Below are 21,531 nucleotides of genomic sequence, written 5' to 3' on the forward strand. Positions count from 1 at the left end.
AGCAGCCTGAAGCCACGAAATCGGCTCCAATTACTTTCCATTCCTTCGGATAGCGGCTTCGTCCTCGGTAGTCGGCCGTCTTTTTGTATTTTCCAGAGATTTTATTAAAGCCTGTAAAGGAATTATTTGGCAAAATGCTAATCCGTAAAAATTTTGTACGTATATATTCAAAATCTTAGCAATTAAATTTGGCTGATTGCTTGTTTTTCTTACTTTTGAAATGTCAACAAACCACAGCTTAATCATCTTCTGAAAAAGGCTGTTCGCCAGCCGTACCAAAGGACGGCCCCTACCGGGTAAAGACTCTTCCGACAAAGCGGGAGCGACCCGGTCCCTGCCCGATAAAAGCGGAGCAGGCCTATCATTCAGCACATAATTTATCCGAAAATACCACCGGTAAACCGACCGGCCCGGTCGTCCATTGCGTGTAGGGCTTCTGCGAAGGCCGCTGCCCGGAAAAGAGATCATCTGCCCTGAATCCGGATTACTCTGGATTCGGTCATTGCCATGCCCCCGGTTGCGAAGGGCGGTTCGGCGAAGCGGCCAGTGTCCGGCCGCCCGACGCGCCGGGGTTGCAGGGCAATGGCTTCATTTCCGGAAGAGATGGAGAAGCGGTTTTTCGACAAAACCAGTCTGGTCTATCTCTGCCCCCGAACGGTGTTCTCCTCAATCGTCAATGGAAGTTCGACGGGCAGTTCTGGTGCCGCGCCGGCCTCGGCACCATGCGGCAGATGAAGTATTTCGCCGACGCTCTGAAGGTGATATCCTGATTGTTGCCTATAGTGAACGCTATGCTTGTGGAGCCGGAGGGAATGACGGCCGGCCCGAAGGAAATCGCTCCTGAAGTTTTACCTTTGGGGGCGATTTTCCTTTAACGAACATGTCCGTTTCTATTTCACCCCTCTCAGAAAGTCTGCCGGCTTTCCTGAATGCCCATCAATATTCGGCCGTTGCCGTTCTGGTCGATTCAAACACGAAGCGTTTCTGCTATCCGGCTCTAAAAAATTTGTTACCGAAACATAAATTAATTTCGGTTCCGGCCGGGGAGGAACATAAGAATCTGACCACCTGCGAAACCGTCTGGCAGGCCCTGACGGACGCCCATTTTGACCGTCACGCGCTGCTGATCAACCTCGGTGGTGGCGTAATCGGCGATATGGGCGGTTTTTGCGCGTCTACCTATAAGCGCGGCATCGATTTTATTCAGGTCCCGACCACCCTCCTGGCCCAGGTAGACGCCAGCGTGGGCGGCAAGTTGGGTATTGACTTTCACGGATTTAAAAACCATATTGGGGTCTTCAAACAACCCGAAGCGGTCCTGGTCGACACCCATTTCCTTAGTACGTTACCGGAACGCGAATTACGGTCGGGATTTGCCGAAATTATCAAGCATTGCCTGATTGCGGATGCGGCCAAATGGGACATCGTTCGGCGTACGGACCTGCATGAGCAGAACTGGACTGACCTGGTGGCGCATTCGGTCGAAGTGAAAAAAAAGGTGGTGGCGCAAGATCCAACCGAGAAAGGGATTCGTAAGATTCTCAACTTCGGTCATACGCTTGGTCATGCACTGGAAACGCATTTTCTGGCGGATGCCAAACACCGGCTGCTTCACGGCGAAGCGATCGCGGCCGGGATGGTGGCCGAGGCTTTCATCGCCCACCGCAGGAAGATGATCGACGAAAGCCTGCTGGAACAGATCGAGGAGTACATTTTCTCGGTGTACGGGCGGGTCGCTCTGGCGGAGGCCGACATCGAACCGGTGATCCGGCTGACCCTTCAGGACAAGAAAAACCGGAACGGGCAGGTGCGGATGGCCCTGCCGGACGGGCCGGGAAGCTGCGCCTTCGATGTGGCGGCAACGGCCTCCGAGATGCGGAAGGCCCTGGCATATTACCGGGCCTGACCGGCCGGCAGCGCCGTTGGAGATCCGTCGCTTCGGCCAACCGGGAAGCCGGAAATTATTTTTCGGTCCGGAGTGGCCCGGAAGCAACCGGAAGGCGGTCCTTTCCGTATTGCAGCCGGTAACTGTTGTCGAACCGGTGAGGTTTCGGTCCGGACCATCAAAGAAAAAGTAAATCAGTTGCGCGGAATTCTGAAAAAATGTCAGGCTTGAGTAGAAATATTTCAACTTTATCTTAATCCTGTGCTGTTTGTCGGAATGGGTCCCGGGATTTGGGGGATTTTGAAAAAGATAGCAAAACATTCAATTTTTTAACCAGTTTGTCACTATAGATTCAATTTGTACAACCCTGTTAAACAGTATGTTTATGAAACATTTTTTCGGCGTTATCGTGCTGCTGGCTGTGGTTTCATTGGCCGGTTGTATGCCTGGTAAGTTATTCGTGGAACATGATTACAGCTACGAAGGGCACTTTAAAGATTACGAGTCATTCAATTTCCTGGAATGTGAATACGTCGACTCGACCCTGCTTTGTTCCGATATTCAGGAAGCGATTCGTCACCAGATGGAAGCCCGCGGCTACAAGGTCGCCAACCGGAGCCCCAATCTGTTGATTTCCTACAACATTTTCCGAAACGACCTCCGTTTCCGGGGCTATCAGCAGCCGGTCATCAAGGATTGGGTGGTTACGGAAGACGGCGACGCGACCTACAAGCGGATCGACTATAATCTCGACGAAGGAACCCTGATGATTTCGCTGATCGACGCCGAAACCTATCAGGTCATCTGGAAAGGCTATGCCTCCCGCGTGACCCGAAATCCGAATTTTAAGAACAACTACTTCAAAGGCATCGTCCGGTCGATCTTCGATCAGTATCCGCTGATGGCGACGGCCCGAAAGTAGCGGAAAAGCATTGAGTAAAACCGCGAATAGCGAATAACGAATTTTGTTTGAGGTGGCTCCGCCGTGCTGAATAGGCAACGCCATTTCGATATTTGTTATTCGCTATTCGTTATTTTTAGTCAGTTCCCGGAATATCCCCTCCAGACTGTTTTCTTCCTGCTTGAGTCCGACCAGCGTCAGGTTGCGGTCGGCGGCCTGCCGGAATATGGCGGCCCGAAGCTCCGTCTGCCGGTTGGTGGTTAGCCGGTAACGACCCTGTCCGAGCGCTTCGACCCGTTGCACGCCCGGCAGCCCGCCGAGGAGCAGAGGATCGGTCAGTTCCTGCTCGAATTCCGCCACGACCGTAATCAGGCCGTCGGTGCCGGCCCGCAGATGGTTCAGGTCGCCGTCGGCCACGATCCGGCCCCGGTTGATGATGACCACCCGGTCGCAGAGCGCTTCTACTTCCTGCATGATGTGGGTCGAAAACAGCACGGTTTTTTCACGCCCGGCCTGCCGGATCACTTCCCGGATTTCGGAAAGCTGGTTGGGATCGAGACCGGTGGTCGGTTCGTCGAGAATCAGCACCGGCGGGTTGTGGATCAGCGACTGGGCCAGCCCGACCCGCTGCCGGTAGCCTTTTGACAGTTGCCCGATCTTTTTTCCCTGTTCCACCTCCAGCCCGACCAGGGCGATCATCTCCTGCACCCGGCGGTTCAGGCCGGCCCCCCGAAGCCCGTGCAGCGAACCCGCAAACTGCAGAAACTCCTTCACGTACAGGTCGAGGTAGAGCGGATTGTGTTCGGGCAGATAGCCCAGGCTCCGGCGGACGTCCAGCGACTGCGTCCGGACGTCGAAACCGTTCACTTCGACGGTGCCTTCCGTGGGCGGCAGGTAGCCGGTGGCAATCTTCATGGTCGTGGATTTTCCGGCGCCGTTCGGCCCCAGAAAGCCGACGATTTCGCCCGGACGGACTTCGAACGAGACGGCATCGACCGCCCGCTGGCTTCCGCTGCCGGGGCGGGAATAGACTTTGGTCAGGTTTTGTACGCGAATCGACATTTCAATACAAACGAAGGAGGGGCCGAAAATTGCCGGTAATTCGATGTAAATGTAACGATTGCGGCCGCAGTCGGGCGCAGACCCGGGAGAAAACCGCTTTTAATCCCGAAAACAATGTTTATTTTTAGCATTCAAAATCGCCGTAAATACCGGCAAATCCATCTGAAATGAATGCAAAACCGGCAGGGATCTTATTGGGCGTCCTGTGGGCCGCCACCGCCCTCGGCCAGCAGGCCGACCGGCAGGGGGTCCGGCCGACCGGACGCGAAAGGGTGACGACTTCGGGCCACCCTCCCGAGTTGTTTATCAACTGCGACAGCGCCCAGACCCAGTCGGAGCTGAACCTTTGTGCCCAGATGCGTTTCCAGAAAGCCGACGACGAGCTGAACTCGATTTACAAACAGCTGATGGCGCTACTGCCGAAAGAAGACAGAACCATGCTGGTGCAGGCGCAACGGCAGTGGATCGTGTACCGGGATGCGCACAGCAAAATCTACGAGAAGATGTACGAGGGCGGTTCGATGATGCCCATGGCCGTTCTGAATTGCAAAGAGGAAACCACCCAGAGCCGCATCGGGGAGCTGAAAACCTTATTGACGGAACTTAAACTAAGACAATAATTTCGAACGCATGAGTGATTCGGTATTCCGGAAAAAGTCGGTTGTGAAAGCCGTGGCCGATGCCACCGAGGGCGAATCGTCGCACATGATCAAAGTCCTGGGGGTCCGGGATCTCACCTCCTTCGGGATTGCGGCCATCATCGGCGCCGGAATCTTCAGCACCATCGGCCGGGCCAGCGTAGCGGGCGGGCCGGCGGTGTCGCTGCTGTTCGTGTTCACGGCCATCGCCTGCGTGTTTACGGCCCTGAGCTACGCCCAGTTTGCCTCTACGGTGCCCGTCAGCGGCAGTGCCTATACCTACGCCTACGTATCCTTCGGGGAGATTTTTGCCTGGATCATCGGCTGGGCGCTGATTCTGGAATATGCCGTCAGCAACATGGTGGTGGCTATTTCGTGGTCCGAATACTTTACGTCCATGCTCAGGGGCTTCGGCCTGCAGTGGCCCGAATACCTGGCTACCGATTACGGCTCGGCCGCTAAAGCCTTTGCGGAAGTCCAGGCCACCGCCGACCCGGCCGGATTACCGGCCGGCACGCGGATGCTGGCCCAGGCGTTTCAGGACGCTCCCCGGCTGGGCGGCCTGCGGTTCATCGCGGACCTGCCCGCCGGGGTCATCACGATCCTGATCACCGCCCTCGTTTACATCGGCATCAAGGAGTCCCGGGCCGCCAGTAACCTGCTGGTGGTGCTGAAACTGGCCGTCATTCTGCTGGTCATCGTTGCCGGGGCATTTTACGTCAAACCGGAAAACTGGTCGCCTTTCGCGCCCAACGGCGTCGGCGGGGTGCTGAGTGGGGTGGCTTCGGTCTTCTTTGCCTTCATCGGCTTCGACTCCATCTCCACCACGGCCGAGGAATGCCGCAATCCCCAGCGCGACCTGCCCCGCGCCATGATCTACTGCCTCATCATCTGTACGGTACTGTACGTCCTGATCACGCTCGTGCTGACGGGCATGGTGAATTATAAGGAACTGGGCGTCGACGACCCGCTGGCCTACGTATTTCAGAAAGTGAACCTGGATTTCATTGCCGGGATCATCTCGGTCAGCGCCGTCATCGCCATCACGAGCGCCCTGCTGGTGTATCAGCTCGGACAGCCGCGCATCTGGATGACCATGAGCCGCGACGGGCTGCTGTGGAAGCGGTTTTCCAGGATTCATCCCCGCTACCGGACGCCCTCCTTCGCGACCATCGTCACCGGCGTCATGGTGGCCGTTCCTTCGCTGCTGCTGGATATGCAGTTTTTCATCGACCTGACCAGCGTCGGCACCTTCTTCGCCTTTATTCTGGTTTGCGCAGGGATTTTGTATCTGGACCGGATGGGACTTTCGCAGCACTCGAAATTCAGGGTGCCGTACGTCAACGGGAAATACGTGGTCGGTATCGGTCTGATCGTGACGCTGGTGCTGGTGGCGCAGGCCGGGACGCTGGCAACCAGCATCGGGGAAAAGCCGCTGCTGACGGTTTTCTGGCTGGTCTGGGCGGTGCTGTCCGTCCTGGCGTTCCGCTACAATTTCTCCCTGCTGCCGGTCCTCGGCATCCTGACCAACCTCTACCTGATGACCGAACTGGGCATCAGCAACTGGGCCATTTTTCTGGTCTGGCTGGTGATCGGACTCGTCATTTATTTCTCCTACGGATACCGCAAAAGCCGGCTCGCGACGGAAGAGGTCGTAAGCCGGGTATAGGCCCGCCATGATTGCCGTCCGGAACGTATCCAAACAATTCGGCGACCACCCGGCCGTCCGCGACGTGTCGTTCACGGTCGGGGAGGGCGAAACGGTCGTGCTGCTGGGTACGAGCGGCTGCGGCAAAACCACGACCCTGAAGATGATCAACCGGCTGATCGAGCCGTCGGCCGGGCAGATCGAGGTCGACGGGGTGGACGTTCGCCGGAAGCCCGCCCACGACCTCCGGCGAAAGATCGGTTACGTCATTCAGGAAACCGGTCTGTTTCCGCATTATACCGTTGCCGACAACATCGCCACCGTGCCCCGGCTGCTCGGCTGGGAACCCGACCGCATCGCCGACCGGACCCGGGAACTGCTGGCGATGCTGAAACTACCGGAGAACAGCCTGCGCCGGTATCCGTCCGAACTGAGCGGAGGGCAGCGACAGCGGGTGGGACTGGCCCGGGCGCTGGCGGCCCATCCTTCCATCCTGTTGATGGACGAACCGCTGGGGGCGCTGGACCCGATCACCCGGGCGGCCATCCGCCGGGAGTTTCGCCGGCTGGACGAGCTGCGTCATACCACCACCGTCATGGTCACTCACGACATTCAGGAGGCTTTCGAGCTGGGCGACCGGATCGGCCTGATGGACCAGGGGCGTCTGGTCCAGATCGGCACCCCGGATGAGTTGCTGCACCGGCCGGTCAATGCGTTCGTCGAGTCCTTTTTTGAGGAACAACGGCTGTTTCTGGAGTGGAAAAGCCGCCGGTCCGACTGAATTCTTAACCCGCCGATGGAAACCACCGATTTTTTTCGCTTTCTGGCCGAACAGTCGAGCCAGCTGGTCACGCAGACGCTGACCCATGTCGGGCTGACGTTCCTGTCGCTGGTGCTGGCGCTGCTGATCGGGCTGCCGGTCGGAATGGCGATCAGCCGGCAGAAACGGGTGGCGGCTCTGGTTCTGGGGCTGGCGGGTGTGCTGCAAACCATTCCGAGCATCGCCCTGCTCGGCTTTCTGATCCCCTTCCTCGGCATCGGCGTCGTTCCGGCCCTGCTGGCCCTGTTCCTGTACGCTCTGCTGCCGATCGTCCGCAACACCTACGTCGGCCTTTCAGAGGTCAGCCCAACGTTGAAGGAAGCCGCCTTCGGCATGGGCATGACCAGCCGTCAGGTGCTGATGCGGCTGGAAATACCGCTGGCGCTGCCGGTCATCTTTGCGGGTATCCGTACCGCCACGGTCATCAACGTGGGCGTAGCCACCCTGGCGGCCTACGTGGCCGGGGGTGGTCTGGGAGAGTTCATTTTCGGCGGGATTGCACTCAATAACACCGCCATGATTCTGGCCGGGGCCATTCCGGCGGCCCTGCTGGCGGTGGGGCTGGATGGGCTGCTGGCCCGGCTTCAGCGCCTGCGCGGGATGCGGCTTCGGCGGGCATCGATCCTGTTTCTGGCACTGGCGCCGGTGCTGTCGGCGTTTTACTGGCTACCTCGCAACGACCAGACCCGACTGGTGGCCGGTTTCGCCCACGAATTTTACGGCCGGGCCGACGGCTACCCCCAGTTGCGGAAGACCTACGGACTGCGGCTGACGACCCGCCTGATCGACCAGAACCTGATGTACGAGGCCGTGCGGCACCGGCAGGTGGACGTGATCAGCGGCTACTCGACCGACGGCCGGATTCAGGCGTTCGGGCTTCAGGTGCTGGCGGATGATAAACGGGCTTTCCCGCCCTATCAGGCGGCTTTCGTGGTACGGCAGGCGTTTCTGGACCGGCATCCGGAAGTGGCCCCGCTGCTGAACCGGCTTCGGGGGCTGCTGACGGACTCGGTAATGACGGCGCTGAACTACCGGGCTGATTACCACCATGAGACGCCTGAAACGGTCGCCCGGGAATTTCTGAGGAAAACCGGTCTTGACCGGCCCCGAAAGGCAGGCCCGCGAACCGGCACGCTGACGGTCGGATCGAAGATATTCACGGAGCAGTATATCCTGGTCGAGATCATCCGGCGGCTGGTGGAGGGGCATACGACGCTGGAGGTGGCGGCTAAAACCGGTCTGGGCGGCACGCAGATCTGTTTCAACGCCCTCCGGACCGGCGCCATCGATCTTTATCCCGAATATACCGGCACCGGTCTGCTGGTCATCCTGCAACCCGGCCCGGCGGTTTCCGACTCGCTCCGGGCCGACCCGGCCGCCACCTACCGGTACGTTTCGGATCAGTTTCTGCGGCAGTACGGTCTGGTCTGGCTGCCTCCGCTGGGATTCAACAATGCCTACGCCCTGATGATGCGAAGGGAGCAGGCCCGGCCACTGAAAATCAACACCATCTCGGATTTGCAGCGCTATCTCGAAAAGTAACCGGTCCGGTTGGCTCAGAATCGGACCGTTACAGTGAATTCGGGGGCCGGGGCCCTCAGCGGCCAAAAATCATGACGTGCTGCTGGGGAAGTTGCTTATAGACCTCTTTCAGCTCGAGCCCGACGGCTTTCATTTCCTTCGTCGCCTGAGCCACCGTCATCTTATGGCTGGGCTTGATCATGACGTTCGGGTCCTCGGCCCGGTATTCGACCAGTACCACCCGCCCGCCGGGCTTCAGGGCTTTGACAAGGTGTTCCATCATCTCGCGGGGGTGCGAAAACTCGTGATAGGCGTCGACCATGAGAGCCAGGTCGATGCTGTTGGCCGGGAGTTTCGGATTGGAGATGGTGCCCAGCACCGGAGTAACGTTGGGAGCTTTGTTTGTCTGTTTGTTCCGGTTCAGGTCGTCGATCATCTCCTGCTGAATCTCGATGGCCAGCACCTTTCCCCGCGGCACCTTCGGAGCGATCCGGAAGGTGAAATAGCCGGTTCCGGCCCCGATGTCGGCCACGACGTCCGTCTGCTTCAGACGGAGAGCGTCGAGCAGCAGGTCGGTGCGTTCCTCCTGTTCGCGTTCGGGCCGGTCGAGCCAGGCGGCTCCGAGGTGCCCCATCACCTGGGCGATCTCGCGGCCCATATAGACCTTGCCAATCCCGTCATAACCGGCTTCCCGGTATTGATAAGCCGTTTTTGAGGTGTCGGCCTCCCGGCTGGACCCGGGATTCTGCCGGGTGGTCTGGCCGCAGGACGTGAGGGCGGGGGAGAAGGTCAGGAGCAGGAAAAGAGCGGAAATCTTCATCTTGAAGCGGATTTGGACTCTTCCAAAGAACAAGTGCCGGACCAAACTGTTTATACTGCGACAACTACACCTCACATAACGCACTTATGAATCTGATTCTGCACCTCCTGCTGGACGCGGCCGTAATTTTCGGGCTGGCCTACATCATGCCCCAGGTCGACGTCAAAAGTTTCGGTACGGCTCTGCTGATTGCCGTCATTCTGGCGGTTCTGAACTTCCTGGTCGGCTGGATAGTTCGTTTCCCCCTGAATTTGGTGACGTTCTTCCTGCTGACGGGTCTGGTCCGGATTATAGTGACGGCGCTGCTGCTGAAACTCATCGATAAGATGATGAGCAGCTTCACCATCGTCGGCTTCTGGCCTGCCCTGCTGATTGCCGTGGCCGTGGCCGTCGTCGGCGGGCTGGTCGACGGTGCTCTTGCTCCGTCACCGGCGGTGCAGCAAGCCACTGACTATCAGGCCTTACTTCTCTTTTAAGCCGTACCGCCCGGCCGGAACCAAACCGTGGTTAAGCACCACGGTTTTTTTGTGCCTTCCCACTGGGAGAACATAAAAAAGGTGCCTCCGGCTTCGGAGGCACCCCACAAAGTGCATTTATTTCAGATTAGTCGCTCCGGCGACCCCCCAGCAGCAGACTGGCGTAGTACAGCAGAGTGGCCAGTGAACCCAGGGCCGCAACCACGTAGGTCATGGCCGCCCACCAGAGCGCATCTTTGGCGAAGCCGTATTCGCGCTGGTTGACGATTCCGCGATTCTGAACCCAGGCCAGGGCCCGGCGGCTGGCATCGAACTCAACCGGCAGCGTGACGAAGCTGAACAGGGTCGTGACGGCAAACAGCGCCACCCCGACAGCCAGCGGAATGATCGTCGTGTTGATCATGAAAATACCGATCAGGATGATCCACTGCAAGTAATTCGACGAGATCGTCAGGAACGGCACCATCGCCGAACGGAACCGGAGCGGAGCATAAGACGTAGCGTGTTGCACGGCGTGACCGCATTCGTGGGCCGCCACAGCCGCGGCTGCGACGCTCCGACCGTAATACACGTCGGCGCTTAGGTTGACGGTTTTGTCCTGCGGATTATAGTGGTCGGTCAGCATCCCTTCGACGGAAAGAACACGGACGTCGTGAATACCGTTTTCGGTGAGCATCCGTTCGGCAATGTCCTTACCGCTCATGCCGTTGCCCAGCCCGATCTGCGAATATTCATTAAACTTACTGCGCAGCCTCCAGCTGATGCCGGCGCTAAGCAGTGCGAAAATGATGAAAATAAGCCAATATCCAGGCATAGTCCAAGTTTAGAATTTAAGGTTGTTTTGAAAAGTCAGGGTGAAGTAACTAATCATTAGATAAACAAATATGAGCAAAAAAACGGTTCCCTGTTCATCCTTGTCCGTCACCGCTGGTCAGGGCCGGAGACCCTTTGCCCGGCTCCGTCGTACGCTTTCCGGATCTTCTCGATGAGCGCCGTAGTGGAATAACCCCTGACGAGCGGAATGGTTTGAACCGACCCGCCGTTTTGGATCACGAAGTCGGCTCCGACAATGTCCTTTACCGCATAGTCGTCGCCCTTGACCAGGATGTCGGGCCGGACGGCCTGAATCAGTTCCAGAGGGGTGGATTCGCCGAAGAGCGTCACGGCATCGACGAAGGCAAGGGAAGCCATGATGCGGGCGCGGGCGTATTCGTCGACGACGGGCCGCAGCGGACCCTTGATGCAACTGACCGACGCGTCGGTGTTCAGCCCCAGAATGAGTTTGTCGCCCAGCTGACGGGCTTTTTCGAGGTAATCGATATGCCCGAGGTGCAGGATATCGAAGCAGCCGTTGGTGAAAACGATCCGCAGCCCTTCGGTATGCCATTGGCCGGCCTGCCGGACGGCTTCCTGGCGGGTGAGGATTTTGGTTTCAGCCGGTGAATTCATACGTTTTTCCGTTAGCGTCTGGCGTTGACGGTTTCCTGTGCCCCGACCGGCCGGACAGGCTGCCGGTTCCGGCCTTTCAGCATAACGATCAGGAAGCTGAGCGCCCCCAGAATGACCACATAAAACCACTGCGTAAACAGCATCAGCGTCGCCAGCGTGGCCCCATCCTGGTTGCTCAGGCCATAAAGCGCCAGGGCCGCTCCAACCAGGATATTGAACGTTCCGGCTCCTCCCTGAACGGGGGCGGCCATGCCGAGCGCGCCCATGATCAGAATGGTCAGGCCGGCCCGCCAGCCGAGGTCGGCCGTCTGGGGCATGGCCTGAAACAGCACGAAGGACATGAAGTAATACATCGTCCAGATCAGGACCGTGTGCAGGAAGAACGCCCCCGGGTTTTTCAGCTTCCGGATACTCAGCAGCCCTTCCATCAGGCCGCCGGCGAATTTTTCCACCTTCTGGTAAAACGGTTTCCGGCGCAGCACCTCCTTGTAACGCCCGAACAGAAACCACACCAGCACGGCAGCCCCGGCCAGACAGCCGCCCAGAATGACCAGTGGCCAGGAGTTGTCGCGCAGGCCGGCAACGTTAAATTTCGACGAGAAAAAGTCCGTCAGGAAAGTGCTCAGCCGGTTGAACTCGATCAGAAAGGTGGCTCCGATGAGCAGAAAGAGCATCAGGACGTCGAAGATTCGCTCGGCAACCACCGTCCCGAAGCTGACATTGACCGGAACGCCTTCGAGCCGGTTAAGCGTACCACAGCGGGTCACTTCGCCCATCCGCGGCACCACGAGGTTGGCAAAGTAGCCGGTCAGCACCGCCAGCAGCGTATGGAAGGGAGCCGGGCGATAACCGACCACCGGTTCCATCAGCAACCCCCAGCGGTAGGCGCGGCTCCAGTGGGCCACCACCGTCAGCAGTCCCGACACGACGATCCAGGTGTAGTCGGCTTTCCGGAAGGCGTCGAACATGGCGACCCGGTCGATGTCCTTGAACACATACCATAACAGCCCGGCGGCTATGCCGAGCGAGATCACGTATTTCAGAATGTTTTTTGGATTCATATCAGGGAGATTCAGATCGGCTTTCCGGGGTGGTTTTCTTTAGAAGAAATGGCCGAATCCCGTACAAAGTAACGGAAATCAGCCATTTCTGCGGTATTATTTTCAGGATACCGTCCGGCGGAAGCGGATAAAGGCACCGGGTTCTGAGACCTGTTTACCGAACGAGACGGTTGTTTTCGTCGGGAAAGATAACCTGGGGCTTATGCGTTCTGGCTTCCTCCGTCGTCATCATGCCGTAGGAGATGATGATGATGATGTCGCCTACCTGCGCCCGTCGGGCGGCCGCTCCGTTGAGACAAATGATGCCGGAGCCGCGCGCTCCCTTGATCACATAGGTAATCAGCCGCTCCCCGTTGTTATTGTTCACGACGTGGACCTGCTCGTTTTCCATTAACCCGGCAGCGTCCATCAGATCCTCGTCGATGGTAATACTGCCGACGTAGTTCAGTTCCGCCTGTGTCACCCGGACCCGGTGGATTTTCGATTTTAAAAGATTGACAAACATGGTTGTATGGCGTACCCGGTTCGGATGGGCCGCCAAAATTAATCAATTTGGTCCATCCGTCACCAGTCACTGCAAAAACAGGCCGGCCGGGGAGTTAGTTCGTCTGAGCCTGGGACCACCCCCCGACCCCCTCCTGTTTTAGGAGGGGGAGTGCGCTGCCCGATTCAAACCCTGCGAAGCCTCCCCCTCCTTGCTAAGGTGGGGGTTGGGGGGTGGTCAAAACACCAGGTTGTCGATGAGCCGGACAGGGCCGAGAAAGGCGGCAATGCAGAGCGCGGTCATGCCGGGGGCCTGCGTCTGTCCGACCGGCTGGAGCGTCTCGGCGTTTGCCACTTCGAAGTAGTCGGGCCGGAAAGCCGGGAAGCGGTGCAGATGGCCGGTTACGGCCGCTTTGGCGGCCTCGACGGTGTCCTCGCTGCGCAGCATTTCGCGGGCGATTAGGAGGGCCTGATGGAGCTGCGGGGCCAGCGCCCGGTCTTCCGCACTCAGGTTTCGGTTGCGCGACGACATGGCCAGCCCGTCGGCTTCGCGCAGCGTCGGAACGCGAACCAGTTCGAGCGGAAAGCCCAGGTCCCGGATCAGCCGCCGGACCACCGCTACCTGCTGCAGGTCTTTCTGGCCGAAATAGGCCCGGTCCGGCTGGACGATATGGAACAGTTTCGAAACCACAATGCCGACGCCGTTGAAATGGCCGGGGCGGAACGCACCTTCCATGACGGTCTCCAGTTCACCGAAGTTCAGTTTCAGGACCGGCGCCGTCGGGTACATCTCATCGACGGAGGGCGCAAAGACCAGATCGCAGCCGGCTTCGTCCAGCATCCGGAGGTCTTCCTCCAGCGTCCGCGGATACCGGGCCAAGTCGTCGGGGTTGTTGAACTGGGTCGGGTTAACGAAGATGCTGCAAACCGTGAGGTCGTTGGCGGACCGGCAGGCTTCAATGAGAGAGAGGTGGCCGGCGTGCAGGGCGCCCATGGTCGGTACGAAACCGACGGCCCTTCCGGCCTTCCGGTGAGAATCAAGTATTTGTCGTATATCGGCAACGGTTTCGGAGACGTGCATAGCGGTGTTCGGATTAGGGATCGGCCCGGTTCTGACAGAAGTCCCGGCAGTGTAAGGATCGGTGAATTTCGGGAGGCAAACGAAAAAGTTCAGCAAAACAGGAGTTTTTCCGGCGAAATTCTATTGAATTCCAAAAAAAATTTATATAATTTTGCAGATTTTTAAGATGTTCCGCTACGGCGGTGTGATCCACTCAAGCCCCCTGATTGTGTTATGAGCAAACTTCGGATTCTCTACGTTGCCAGTGAAATTAACCCCTTCCTCCAAACCTCTGACGTAGCTGATTTTGTCCGGAAGCTCCCGCAGGCCATGCAGGAGCGCGGGATGGAAATCCGTATCTTGGTGCCCCGTTTCGGTCTGATCAACGAGCGCAAGAACCGGCTGCATGAGGTTGTCCGTTTATCGGGCATTAACATCACGGTAGGCGACGAAGAAAAGCCGCTGATCATTAAAGTGGCCTCGATTCCGAACGCGAAGCTCCAGGTGTATTTTATTGACAACGAAGACTATTTTCAACGCAAACACGTTTTCTTTGACAAGGATGACCGATTCTACGAGGACAATGACGAGCGGGCGATTTTCTTCTGCAAAGGCGTTCTGGAAACCGTAAAAAAACTGGGCTGGTCGCCCGACATCGTCCATTGTAACGACTGGATGACGGCACTCATTCCGCTGTACCTGAAAACCACCTACAAGAACGATCCGATGTTCAAGGATACCAAATCGGTGTTTTCCGTGTACAATAACTCGTTCTCCTACCGCTTTGATGCCGGTCTGGTTGAAAAGGCTAAAGCCATGGATGTCGACGACGACATGCTGAAGTACCTTAAATCCGCCGATTTTGAAGGGTTTATCCGAATGGGATGTACGTATGCCGATGTCGTTGTGAAGGCCGATGAGGACTACAGCGAAAGTTTAAATACAATTCTGAATGATCTTTCCGACAAAAAAGTTGAACTCACCGAAGAAGACGAACAAGTTGCAGAACGGTATTACAACCTCTACACGGAACTGGCCGGCTAAATTGGGCCTGCTGGCGGGTGTCGTGTCGTTGCTGGCCGCCTGTGAAGAACCCAAGGATATCGGCTTGCCCCCGACGACCCCCGTCGGGGTTCTTTATACCGACACGCTGACCGTCACTTCCAGTACCATCCAGCTGGATTCGGTCGTCACCGACCGCAACAGCCGGCTGCTCGTCGGCCAGTACAATGACCCGGTTTTCGGGAAGGTCCGGGCGCGGAGTTTCGGCCAGCTCTATGTGAACGGCGGCAGCTTCAAGACCGACGGCGAAGTAGTGTTCGACTCGCTGAAGCTCCTGATCGGATACGCCTATTTGTACGGCGATACGTCGAAGGTGCAGGAGCTTTTCGTCCATCGGCTGACGGAGGACCTCGACACGACCAAACAGTATACCAACACCAACTCGGCCCTGTTTGCGGCTGAACCCCTGGCGAAGCTGCAACTGACGCCGACGGCCGCGGGCGGCTCCCAGACCGTCCGGCTGCCGGATGCCCTGGGCCGTGAACTGCTCGAACTCTCGAAGGGCAGCGGGGTGACCCAGGCCGACTTCGCGAAGGTGTTCAAGGGAATCGCCATCCTGCCCGGCGCGGCCAATACCACCGTATTCGGCTTTTCCAACAACGTTTTCTTCGAACTGTTTTACCACAAGGGCACCGAAACCACCTCGACCGAGAAGGATTTCTATACGACGGCCGGGCTGCCGTCGTGGAGCCAGGTCACCTCGGACCGTACCGGCACCAAGCTGGCCGGCCTGAGCCTGACTAAACCCCTGCCTACCTCCGCGACCGGGGGCGAAGCCTACGTGCAGGCGGCAACGGGCGTTACGACGAAACTGACGTTCCCGACGGTCGTCAATCTGCGCCGGGAGAAGGGCCGGATCGCCATCAACCGCGCCGAACTGAACGTTCAGGTGAAAGGAAGCAGCCCCGGCGGGCCGATTTCGCCCCTGATGACGATGGCCGAAGTCAATGCCGATAACCGGATTCAGTACACCTACGAGTCCTCCACGAAGAAGCGGTTGTTCCACTTTCTGCAAACGCAGATCGGGACGTTCCAGACCGTCAACCAGTGGTATTTTCCGCAGGTGACCGGTTACAGCAGTCGTCTGAAAAATTATACGTTCGACGTGACGACGTACCTGCAGGCGCTGCTGGTCGACTTCCGGCCCAACACCGGTCTGGTGCTGGTTCCTGCCTCGAACAGTTCGCTGGTCCAGACGGCAACCACCGGACTGACGACCTATCAGGCACAGGCCTACATGAATAACCAGTTGAACGGCAATATTCTGAACGGACCCATGACGGCCAAGCTGGTGGTTTTTTACACCTACACGCCCTGACGACGGCGTTACCGATTTTAGGAAAGCCGGTTCCGAAAGGGCCGGCTTTCGTGTTTAGCTACCGTTTACTGCCTTTTCCGATTACTGCGCTTCCGGCTTCCTCAAATCTTCGTATCTTTCCCGGCAAATCGACACTTTCCGTGACCGGCTCCGTCTCAATCATAGCAATACGCTGGAAATTGAATTCTTTAATCACGCTTTGACTCCCAACGACTATGTGTGGAATTGTTGCTTATGTAGGCCATCGCGAGGCCTGTCCCCTGATCCTGAAAGGGTTAAGGCGGCTGGAATACCGTGGTTACGACAGCGCCGGACTGGCCCTCCTGAACGGAGACGGATTGAAAATCTATAAAAAGAAAGGCAAGGTTTCAGACCTAGAACAGGAACTGTCCGGCAAAGACCTGCATGCCACGATCGGAATCGGTCATACGCGCTGGGCCACCCACGGCGCGCCCAACGACGTCAACTCGCACCCGCATTATTCAAATGACCGACGGCTGGCCATCATCCACAACGGGATCATCGAGAACTACGCGACCATCAAGCAGAATCTGGTCCGGAAAGGGCATGAATTCCGCTCGGAAACGGATTCCGAAGTGCTGATCCAGTTTATTGAGAACATCCGGAAAGAAACCGGCTGTTCCCTCGAAGAGGCCGTGCGGCTGGCCTTGCAGGAAGTGGTCGGGGCCTATGCCATCGTCGTGATTTCGGCAGACGATCCGACCCAGCTCATTGCCGCCCGCAAGGGCAGCCCGCTGGTGATCGGGGTGGGCGACGACGAGTACTTCTTTGCCTCCGACGCCACGCCGATCATCGAATACACGAAGGACGTCGTTTACCTGAACGACTACGAAATCGCCGTCGTCCGCGACGGAGCACTCCGGATCATCACCCTCGAAAACGCCCAGACGACTCCCTACATCCAGAAGGTGGAACTGGAACTGGAAGCCATCGAAAAAGGCGGTTTCGACCATTTCATGATGAAGGAGATCTTCGAGCAGCCACGTTCCATCGCCGACAGCATGCGCGGCCGCGTCAGGGCGGAGGACGGGCATCTCCAGCTCGGCGGTCTGCGGGACTATCTGGACCAACTGGCGGCTTCGAAGCGCATCGTCATCGTCGGCTGCGGAACGTCCTGGCACGCCGGTCTGGTGGCCGAATACATCTTCGAGGAACTGGCCCGGATCCCGGTGGAAGTGGAATATGCCTCCGAATTCCGGTATCGCAACCCGATCATTCAGGAACGGGACATCGTGATCGCCATCTCGCAGTCGGGCGAGACGGCCGATACGCTGGCGGCCATCGAGCTGGCGAAATCGAAGGGTGCCACGATCTTCGGCGTCTGCAACGTGGTGGGGTCGTCCATTGCCCGCGCCACCCATGCCGGGGCCTACACCCACGCCGGTCCGGAGATCGGAGTAGCCAGCACGAAAGCCTTTACGGCCCAGGTGACGGTGCTGACCCTGATGGCGCTGGCGGCTGCCTTGCGGGCCGGAACCATCTCGGATACCCTGTTCCGGCAATTGCTGGCCGAACTGGAGCGAATTCCCGCGCTGGTTGAAAAGGTGTTGCAGGACGCCGAAAAGGTGAAGGAAATCTCCTATATCTTCACCTACGCCAAAAATTTCATTTATCTGGGCCGGGGCCTCAACTTCCCCGTCGCCCTCGAAGGCGCCCTGAAGCTGAAGGAAATCTCGTACATCCACGCCGAGGGCTATCCGGCCGCCGAGATGAAACACGGCCCGATCGCCCTGATCGACGAGGATATGCCGGTGGTGGTCATCGCTACGAAAGACAGTTCCTACGAGAAGATCGTTTCCAATATTCAGGAAGTGAAAGCCCGGAAGGGCCGCGTCATCGCCGTCGTGACGGAAGGGGATACGCTGCTGCCCGGCATGGTCGACTTCGTGATCGAAATCCCGAAAGTTCATGAGATTCTGGTGCCGCTGATCTCGGTCATTCCGCTGCAGCTGCTTTCCTACTACATCGCCGTCATGCGGGGTCGCAACGTCGATCAGCCCCGGAACCTGGCCAAATCGGTGACCGTCGAGTAATGACCTCACCCGCTTTCCCGGCCCCGGTGGAATCTACCCCGGCCGAAAGCCCGGACCTGTAAGGTTTTAGTGCCTTGCAGGTCTTTTTTGTGCCATCCGTCGGAATTGCTTGTTAACTTGCGGCACGAAAAAACCGACCGAAGCAGCGTCGCAGCCCATGTCAACGAAAAAGATTATTTTTACTCCGAATGCCCCGGCACCCATCGGCCCTTATAACCAGGCGGTTCTGGTCAACGGTACCCTGTTCGTCTCCGGTCAGATCGCCCTCGAACTGGCCCAGTCCGGCGACATTCAGGCCGAAACCCGGAAGGTAATGGACAACCTCGGAGCCATTCTTCAGGCGGCCGGAATGACGTTCGACAACGTCGTGAAAGCCACCATTTTTGTTAAAGACCTCAATCATTTCGGAGCGATCAACGAAGTCTACGGCAGCTTTTTCAAAGCCGATCCGCCGGCGCGGGAGACGGTCGAGGTGGCGCGTCTTCCCAAAGATGTGAATGTAGAGATTTCCGTAATCGCCGTTGAATGATGAATACCGACCAGAGAGAAGTCCGGGTGCGGTTTGCACCCAGCCCGACGGGACCGCTGCACATCGGCGGGGTCCGGACGGCTTTATACAATTACCTGTTTGCCCGCAAATACGGCGGGCAAATGCTCCTGCGCATCGAGGACACGGACCAGAACCGGTTCGTGCCCGGCGCGGAGGATTACATCATCGAGTCGCTGAACTGGCTGGGCATCACCATTGACGAGGGGCCGGTCAACGGCGGTCCGCACGCGCCTTACCGGCAGTCGGAACGCAGCGAAATTTACCGGAAAGAAGCCGAACGGCTGGTAGCCGAAGGAAAGGCCTACTACGCGTTCGATACCGCCGAGGAACTGGAAGCGATGCGGAAGCGCATGGAAGAGGCCAACGCCCCGGCCGCCCAGTATAATGCCATCACCCGGCTCCAGATGAAGAACTCGCTGACGCTGAGCGCCGGCGAGGTGCAGGAGCGAATTGCCTCCGGCGCCCCCTACGTGATCCGGCTGAAAGTGCCGCGGAAGGAAGACGTCCGGCTGAACGATCTCATCCGCGGCTGGGTCGTGGTGCATTCCTCGCAGATCGACGACAAGGTGCTGATCAAGTCCGACGGCCTGCCGACTTACCACCTTGCCAACATCGTCGACGACCATCTGATGGGCATCACGCACGTCATCCGGGGGGAGGAGTGGCTGCCGTCGGCTCCGCTGCACGTACTGCTGTACCGGTTTCTGGGCTGGGAGTCCACCATGCCGCAGTTTGCCCACCTGCCGCTGCTGCTCAAGCCGGACGGCAACGGCAAGCTCAGCAAACGCGACGCCGATCTGGGCGGTTTTCCGGTGTTTCCGCTCCAGTGGAAAGACCCCTTCACCCAGGCCGTGGCGCGCGGCTTCCGGGAAGACGGTTATCTGCCCGAAGCGCTGGTGAACTTTCTGGCCTTTCTGGGCTGGAATCCCGGCACGGAGCAGGAACTGTTCACAATGGACGAACTGATTCAGGCCTTTAGTCTGGAGCAGATTCACAAGGCAGGCGCCCGGTTCGATATTCAGAAGGCGAAGTGGTTCAACCACGAATACCTGCGACGGCAGCCCAACGACCGCCTGGCCGAAGCCGTCGTGCGCCAGGCCGCAGCCGACGGAGTGGACTGCCCGGTAGAGAAGGCCGAAAAAATTACCGGGCTGATGAAGGAGCGCGTCACCTTCGCCCACGAGCTGTACGCCGAATCGGCGATTTTCTTCCGTGCTCCCGAATCGTATGATCCGGCCGTGGTGTCGGGCAAGTGGAACGACGAGGCCGTCCGGGCGCTGACGGCGTTCCGGGATGCGCTGGCGTCGGCGGAAGACCCTCTGACGGCCGAAGCCGCCAAAACCGTTCTGGCGACTTCGCTGGCCGAAGCCGGTATCAAGCAGGGAAAGATCATGCAGGCGCTCCGGCTGGCGATCACCGGCGTCGGAGCCGGTCCGGACCTGATGATCACGCTGGAGATCATTGGCCGGCAGGAGACGATCGACCGGCTGCAGCTGGCACTGGATAAACTGGCCGTAGGAAGTAGTCCATCCTGAAGAGGTTTTCCCGTTTTTTTAGTTTCTCAACCATAACCTTTGCAAAAAACAAACATGGCAAAGAAAGGAAACAAGCCGGAAAGTGAGTCGGACGAGAAACCCCGGGTTCATAAGGAACTGGAAGGGTTCGACATCAAAATCAATACGTTTGGTGAAATCACCACCAGCTACGATATTGACAAGATCAACGAATTTCTCAACAAAACCGTCGACGACAAAAAGCTCCGCCACCGGAAAGACCTGAAGGGCAAGGCCAAAGAGGGAGAAGAAAACGAGAATTCGGAGGAGGAGGAGGAATAGTGAGAAATAGCGAATATTGAGTATCGAATATTGAATATCGAACCGTGCCGTTTCGTTAGTTCAACTGCGGGCGGTACATCCTGACCAAAAACTACGCTATGCGTTCCCACGAAATCGACTACAAAATCATCGGCGAGGACATCCAGGTCGTCGAGATCGAACTGGACCCGAACGAAACCGTGATCGCCGAAGCCGGCGCCATGCTGTACATGGAAGACGGTATTCAGTTTGAAACGAAAATGGGCGACGGCTCCCAGGCCACCCAGAGCATCATGGGCAAGCTGTTTCAGGCCGGTACGCGGCTGCTGACGGGCGAGTCGCTGTTCATGACGCACTTCACTAACCGCGGCTACGGCAAACGGAAGGTGGCTTTCTCGGCTCCCTACCCGGGTACGGTCATGCCGATCAACCTGGCGAACATTTACGGCAACCAGCTGATCGTTCAGAAGGACGCCTTTCTGTGCGCGGCCCTCGGCACGCAGATGTCCATCCACTTCAACCAGCGGATCGGGTCAGGCCTGTTCGGCGGGGAGGGCTTCATTCTTCAGAAGATCCAGGGCGACGGGCTGGCGTTCATCCACGCGGGCGGAGTCGTGATGGAGCGGCAACTGAACAACGAATCACTGCGGGTCGACACGGGCTGCGTTGTGGGTTTCGAACCGTCCATCAGCTTCGACATCCAGCGGTCGGGCGGTCTGAAGTCGATGATCTTCGGCGGTGAAGGCATGTTTCTGGCTACCCTGCGCGGTACGGGGCGGGTCTGGATCCAGTCGATGCCGATTTCCAAACTGGTGGATCGGCTGTCCGCCGGCGGGGCGCAGTCGCGCAAGGAAAGCGGCTCGGTTCTGGGCGGTCTGGGGAATTTATTCGAGGATTAATTTGTCAAGG

The 21,531-nt window shown here is 58.1% G+C and carries 22 protein-coding genes; 14 read left to right on the top strand and 8 right to left on the bottom strand.

Annotated features, from left to right (window positions below; genetic code table 11):
• Positions 1-464: 464 nt before the first annotated feature.
• Positions 465-626, bottom strand: a complete 162-nt coding sequence (locus DX909_RS29630) for a hypothetical protein (RefSeq protein ID WP_164851372.1) — start codon at positions 624-626, stop codon at positions 465-467.
• A gap of 254 nt (positions 627-880) precedes the next feature.
• On the opposite strand from DX909_RS29630, the gene aroB reads away from it, so the two are divergent.
• Together aroB and DX909_RS23010 are read left to right on the top strand one after the other, a co-directional pair.
• Positions 881-1,906, top strand: coding sequence for a 3-dehydroquinate synthase (gene aroB / locus DX909_RS23005; RefSeq protein WP_128547579.1), 1,026 nt, complete (start codon positions 881-883; stop codon positions 1,904-1,906).
• A gap of 364 nt (positions 1,907-2,270) precedes the next feature.
• Positions 2,271-2,807 carry a DUF4136 domain-containing protein gene (locus DX909_RS23010; protein ID WP_206513036.1) on the top strand — a complete coding sequence of 179 codons (537 nt, stop codon included), beginning with the start codon at positions 2,271-2,273 and terminating at the stop codon, positions 2,805-2,807.
• Positions 2,808-2,909: 102 nt separating this feature from the next.
• Here DX909_RS23010 and gldA read toward each other — a convergent pair whose 3' ends face one another.
• On the bottom strand, positions 2,910-3,848 hold the full coding sequence (gene gldA, locus DX909_RS23015; protein ID WP_128547580.1) for a gliding motility-associated ABC transporter ATP-binding subunit GldA: 939 nt from the start codon (positions 3,846-3,848) through the stop codon (positions 2,910-2,912).
• Positions 3,849-4,015: 167 nt separating this feature from the next.
• Here gldA and DX909_RS23020 point away from each other — a divergent pair, with 167 nt between their 5' ends.
• From DX909_RS23020 to DX909_RS23035, 4 genes are read left to right on the top strand one after another with little or no spacing between them, the layout of a single operon-like run.
• Complete coding sequence (locus DX909_RS23020; RefSeq protein WP_128547581.1) at positions 4,016-4,468, top strand: lysozyme inhibitor LprI family protein; 453 nt, start codon at positions 4,016-4,018, stop codon at positions 4,466-4,468.
• 10 nt (positions 4,469-4,478) lie between these two features.
• Positions 4,479-6,155, top strand: coding sequence for an amino acid permease (locus tag DX909_RS23025; protein WP_128547582.1), 1,677 nt, complete (start codon positions 4,479-4,481; stop codon positions 6,153-6,155).
• Between the two features lie 7 nt (positions 6,156-6,162).
• A complete protein-coding gene (locus DX909_RS23030) occupies positions 6,163-6,915 on the top strand; it encodes an ABC transporter ATP-binding protein (RefSeq protein WP_128547583.1) in 753 nt (250 codons plus the stop codon).
• Between the two features lie 15 nt (positions 6,916-6,930).
• The gene (locus DX909_RS23035; protein ID WP_128547584.1) at positions 6,931-8,496 is read left to right on the top strand and encodes an ABC transporter permease/substrate-binding protein; all 1,566 of its coding nucleotides are present in this window, start codon (positions 6,931-6,933) and stop codon (positions 8,494-8,496) included.
• 55 nt (positions 8,497-8,551) lie between these two features.
• Here the strand turns inward: DX909_RS23035 and DX909_RS23040 are convergent, their stop codons facing one another.
• The gene (locus DX909_RS23040) at positions 8,552-9,295 is read right to left on the bottom strand and encodes a class I SAM-dependent methyltransferase (RefSeq protein WP_128547585.1); all 744 of its coding nucleotides are present in this window, start codon (positions 9,293-9,295) and stop codon (positions 8,552-8,554) included.
• Between the two features lie 86 nt (positions 9,296-9,381).
• Here DX909_RS23040 and DX909_RS23045 point away from each other — a divergent pair, with 86 nt between their 5' ends.
• Positions 9,382-9,771 carry a phage holin family protein gene (locus DX909_RS23045; protein ID WP_128547586.1) on the top strand — a complete coding sequence of 130 codons (390 nt, stop codon included), beginning with the start codon at positions 9,382-9,384 and terminating at the stop codon, positions 9,769-9,771.
• Positions 9,772-9,898: 127 nt separating this feature from the next.
• Here DX909_RS23045 and DX909_RS23050 read toward each other — a convergent pair whose 3' ends face one another.
• The 5 genes from DX909_RS23050 to panC all read right to left on the bottom strand — a co-directional run bounded on the left by DX909_RS23050 (position 9,899) and on the right by panC (position 13,845).
• A complete protein-coding gene (locus tag DX909_RS23050) occupies positions 9,899-10,585 on the bottom strand; it encodes a zinc metallopeptidase (RefSeq protein ID WP_206513037.1) in 687 nt (228 codons plus the stop codon).
• A gap of 107 nt (positions 10,586-10,692) precedes the next feature.
• Positions 10,693-11,220, bottom strand: a complete 528-nt coding sequence (gene rfaE2, locus DX909_RS23055; protein ID WP_128547587.1) for a D-glycero-beta-D-manno-heptose 1-phosphate adenylyltransferase — start codon at positions 11,218-11,220, stop codon at positions 10,693-10,695.
• A gap of 11 nt (positions 11,221-11,231) precedes the next feature.
• The gene (locus DX909_RS23060; protein ID WP_128547588.1) at positions 11,232-12,281 is read right to left on the bottom strand and encodes a lysylphosphatidylglycerol synthase transmembrane domain-containing protein; all 1,050 of its coding nucleotides are present in this window, start codon (positions 12,279-12,281) and stop codon (positions 11,232-11,234) included.
• Positions 12,282-12,435: 154 nt separating this feature from the next.
• Positions 12,436-12,786 carry an aspartate 1-decarboxylase gene (panD, locus tag DX909_RS23065; RefSeq protein WP_128547589.1) on the bottom strand — a complete coding sequence of 117 codons (351 nt, stop codon included), beginning with the start codon at positions 12,784-12,786 and terminating at the stop codon, positions 12,436-12,438.
• A 216-nt stretch (positions 12,787-13,002) separates the two neighbouring features.
• A complete protein-coding gene (gene panC / locus DX909_RS23070) occupies positions 13,003-13,845 on the bottom strand; it encodes a pantoate--beta-alanine ligase (protein ID WP_128547590.1) in 843 nt (280 codons plus the stop codon).
• Positions 13,846-14,058: 213 nt separating this feature from the next.
• On the opposite strand from panC, the gene DX909_RS23075 reads away from it, so the two are divergent.
• The 7 genes from DX909_RS23075 to DX909_RS23105 all read left to right on the top strand — a co-directional run bounded on the left by DX909_RS23075 (position 14,059) and on the right by DX909_RS23105 (position 21,521).
• Positions 14,059-14,868: a glycogen/starch synthase gene (locus tag DX909_RS23075; RefSeq protein ID WP_128547591.1), complete on the top strand. Its 810-nt coding sequence runs from the start codon at positions 14,059-14,061 to the stop codon at positions 14,866-14,868.
• Entirely contained in the window at positions 14,825-16,204 is a 1,380-nt protein-coding gene (locus DX909_RS23080; RefSeq protein WP_164851377.1) for a DUF4270 family protein, read from the top strand. Before DX909_RS23075 ends, DX909_RS23080 begins: the two co-directional genes overlap by 44 nt.
• Positions 16,205-16,419: 215 nt before the next feature.
• On the top strand, positions 16,420-18,258 hold the full coding sequence (gene glmS, locus DX909_RS23085) for a glutamine--fructose-6-phosphate transaminase (isomerizing) (protein WP_128547593.1): 1,839 nt from the start codon (positions 16,420-16,422) through the stop codon (positions 18,256-18,258).
• A 157-nt stretch (positions 18,259-18,415) separates the two neighbouring features.
• Positions 18,416-18,787 carry a Rid family detoxifying hydrolase gene (locus tag DX909_RS23090; protein WP_128547594.1) on the top strand — a complete coding sequence of 124 codons (372 nt, stop codon included), beginning with the start codon at positions 18,416-18,418 and terminating at the stop codon, positions 18,785-18,787.
• Entirely contained in the window at positions 18,787-20,343 is a 1,557-nt protein-coding gene (gltX, locus tag DX909_RS23095; protein ID WP_128547622.1) for a glutamate--tRNA ligase, read from the top strand. Before DX909_RS23090 ends, gltX begins: the two co-directional genes overlap by 1 nt.
• Positions 20,344-20,397: 54 nt before the next feature.
• A complete protein-coding gene (locus DX909_RS23100; RefSeq protein WP_128547595.1) occupies positions 20,398-20,643 on the top strand; it encodes a hypothetical protein in 246 nt (81 codons plus the stop codon).
• Positions 20,644-20,741: 98 nt separating this feature from the next.
• Positions 20,742-21,521, top strand: coding sequence for a TIGR00266 family protein (locus tag DX909_RS23105; protein WP_128547596.1), 780 nt, complete (start codon positions 20,742-20,744; stop codon positions 21,519-21,521).
• Positions 21,522-21,531: the final 10 nt, after the last annotated feature.

Source organism: Larkinella soli, assembly GCF_003703975.1.
Classification (GTDB): Bacteria; Bacteroidota; Bacteroidia; order Cytophagales; family Spirosomataceae; genus Larkinella; species Larkinella soli.

What these genes read in the sequence shown, in the direction of transcription:
- aroB (WP_128547579.1), top strand. Translation starts at nt 881, where the DNA reads ATGTCCGTTTCTATTTCACCCCTCTCAGAAAGTCTGCCGGCTTTCCTG.
- DX909_RS23010 (WP_206513036.1), top strand. Translation starts at nt 2,271, where the DNA reads ATGAAACATTTTTTCGGCGTTATCGTGCTGCTGGCTGTGGTTTCATTG.
- gldA (WP_128547580.1), bottom strand. Translation starts at nt 3,848, where the DNA reads ATGTCGATTCGCGTACAAAACCTGACCAAAGTCTATTCCCGCCCCGGC.
- DX909_RS23020 (WP_128547581.1), top strand. Translation starts at nt 4,016, where the DNA reads ATGAATGCAAAACCGGCAGGGATCTTATTGGGCGTCCTGTGGGCCGCC.
- DX909_RS23025 (WP_128547582.1), top strand. Translation starts at nt 4,479, where the DNA reads ATGAGTGATTCGGTATTCCGGAAAAAGTCGGTTGTGAAAGCCGTGGCC.
- DX909_RS23030 (WP_128547583.1), top strand. Translation starts at nt 6,163, where the DNA reads ATGATTGCCGTCCGGAACGTATCCAAACAATTCGGCGACCACCCGGCC.
- DX909_RS23035 (WP_128547584.1), top strand. Translation starts at nt 6,931, where the DNA reads ATGGAAACCACCGATTTTTTTCGCTTTCTGGCCGAACAGTCGAGCCAG.
- DX909_RS23040 (WP_128547585.1), bottom strand. Translation starts at nt 9,295, where the DNA reads ATGAAGATTTCCGCTCTTTTCCTGCTCCTGACCTTCTCCCCCGCCCTC.
- DX909_RS23045 (WP_128547586.1), top strand. Translation starts at nt 9,382, where the DNA reads ATGAATCTGATTCTGCACCTCCTGCTGGACGCGGCCGTAATTTTCGGG.
- DX909_RS23050 (WP_206513037.1), bottom strand. Translation starts at nt 10,585, where the DNA reads ATGCCTGGATATTGGCTTATTTTCATCATTTTCGCACTGCTTAGCGCC.
- rfaE2 (WP_128547587.1), bottom strand. Translation starts at nt 11,220, where the DNA reads ATGAATTCACCGGCTGAAACCAAAATCCTCACCCGCCAGGAAGCCGTC.
- DX909_RS23060 (WP_128547588.1), bottom strand. Translation starts at nt 12,281, where the DNA reads ATGAATCCAAAAAACATTCTGAAATACGTGATCTCGCTCGGCATAGCC.
- panD (WP_128547589.1), bottom strand. Translation starts at nt 12,786, where the DNA reads ATGTTTGTCAATCTTTTAAAATCGAAAATCCACCGGGTCCGGGTGACA.
- panC (WP_128547590.1), bottom strand. Translation starts at nt 13,845, where the DNA reads ATGCACGTCTCCGAAACCGTTGCCGATATACGACAAATACTTGATTCT.
- DX909_RS23075 (WP_128547591.1), top strand. Translation starts at nt 14,059, where the DNA reads ATGAGCAAACTTCGGATTCTCTACGTTGCCAGTGAAATTAACCCCTTC.
- glmS (WP_128547593.1), top strand. Translation starts at nt 16,420, where the DNA reads ATGTGTGGAATTGTTGCTTATGTAGGCCATCGCGAGGCCTGTCCCCTG.
- DX909_RS23090 (WP_128547594.1), top strand. Translation starts at nt 18,416, where the DNA reads ATGTCAACGAAAAAGATTATTTTTACTCCGAATGCCCCGGCACCCATC.
- gltX (WP_128547622.1), top strand. Translation starts at nt 18,787, where the DNA reads ATGAATACCGACCAGAGAGAAGTCCGGGTGCGGTTTGCACCCAGCCCG.
- DX909_RS23100 (WP_128547595.1), top strand. Translation starts at nt 20,398, where the DNA reads ATGGCAAAGAAAGGAAACAAGCCGGAAAGTGAGTCGGACGAGAAACCC.
- DX909_RS23105 (WP_128547596.1), top strand. Translation starts at nt 20,742, where the DNA reads ATGCGTTCCCACGAAATCGACTACAAAATCATCGGCGAGGACATCCAG.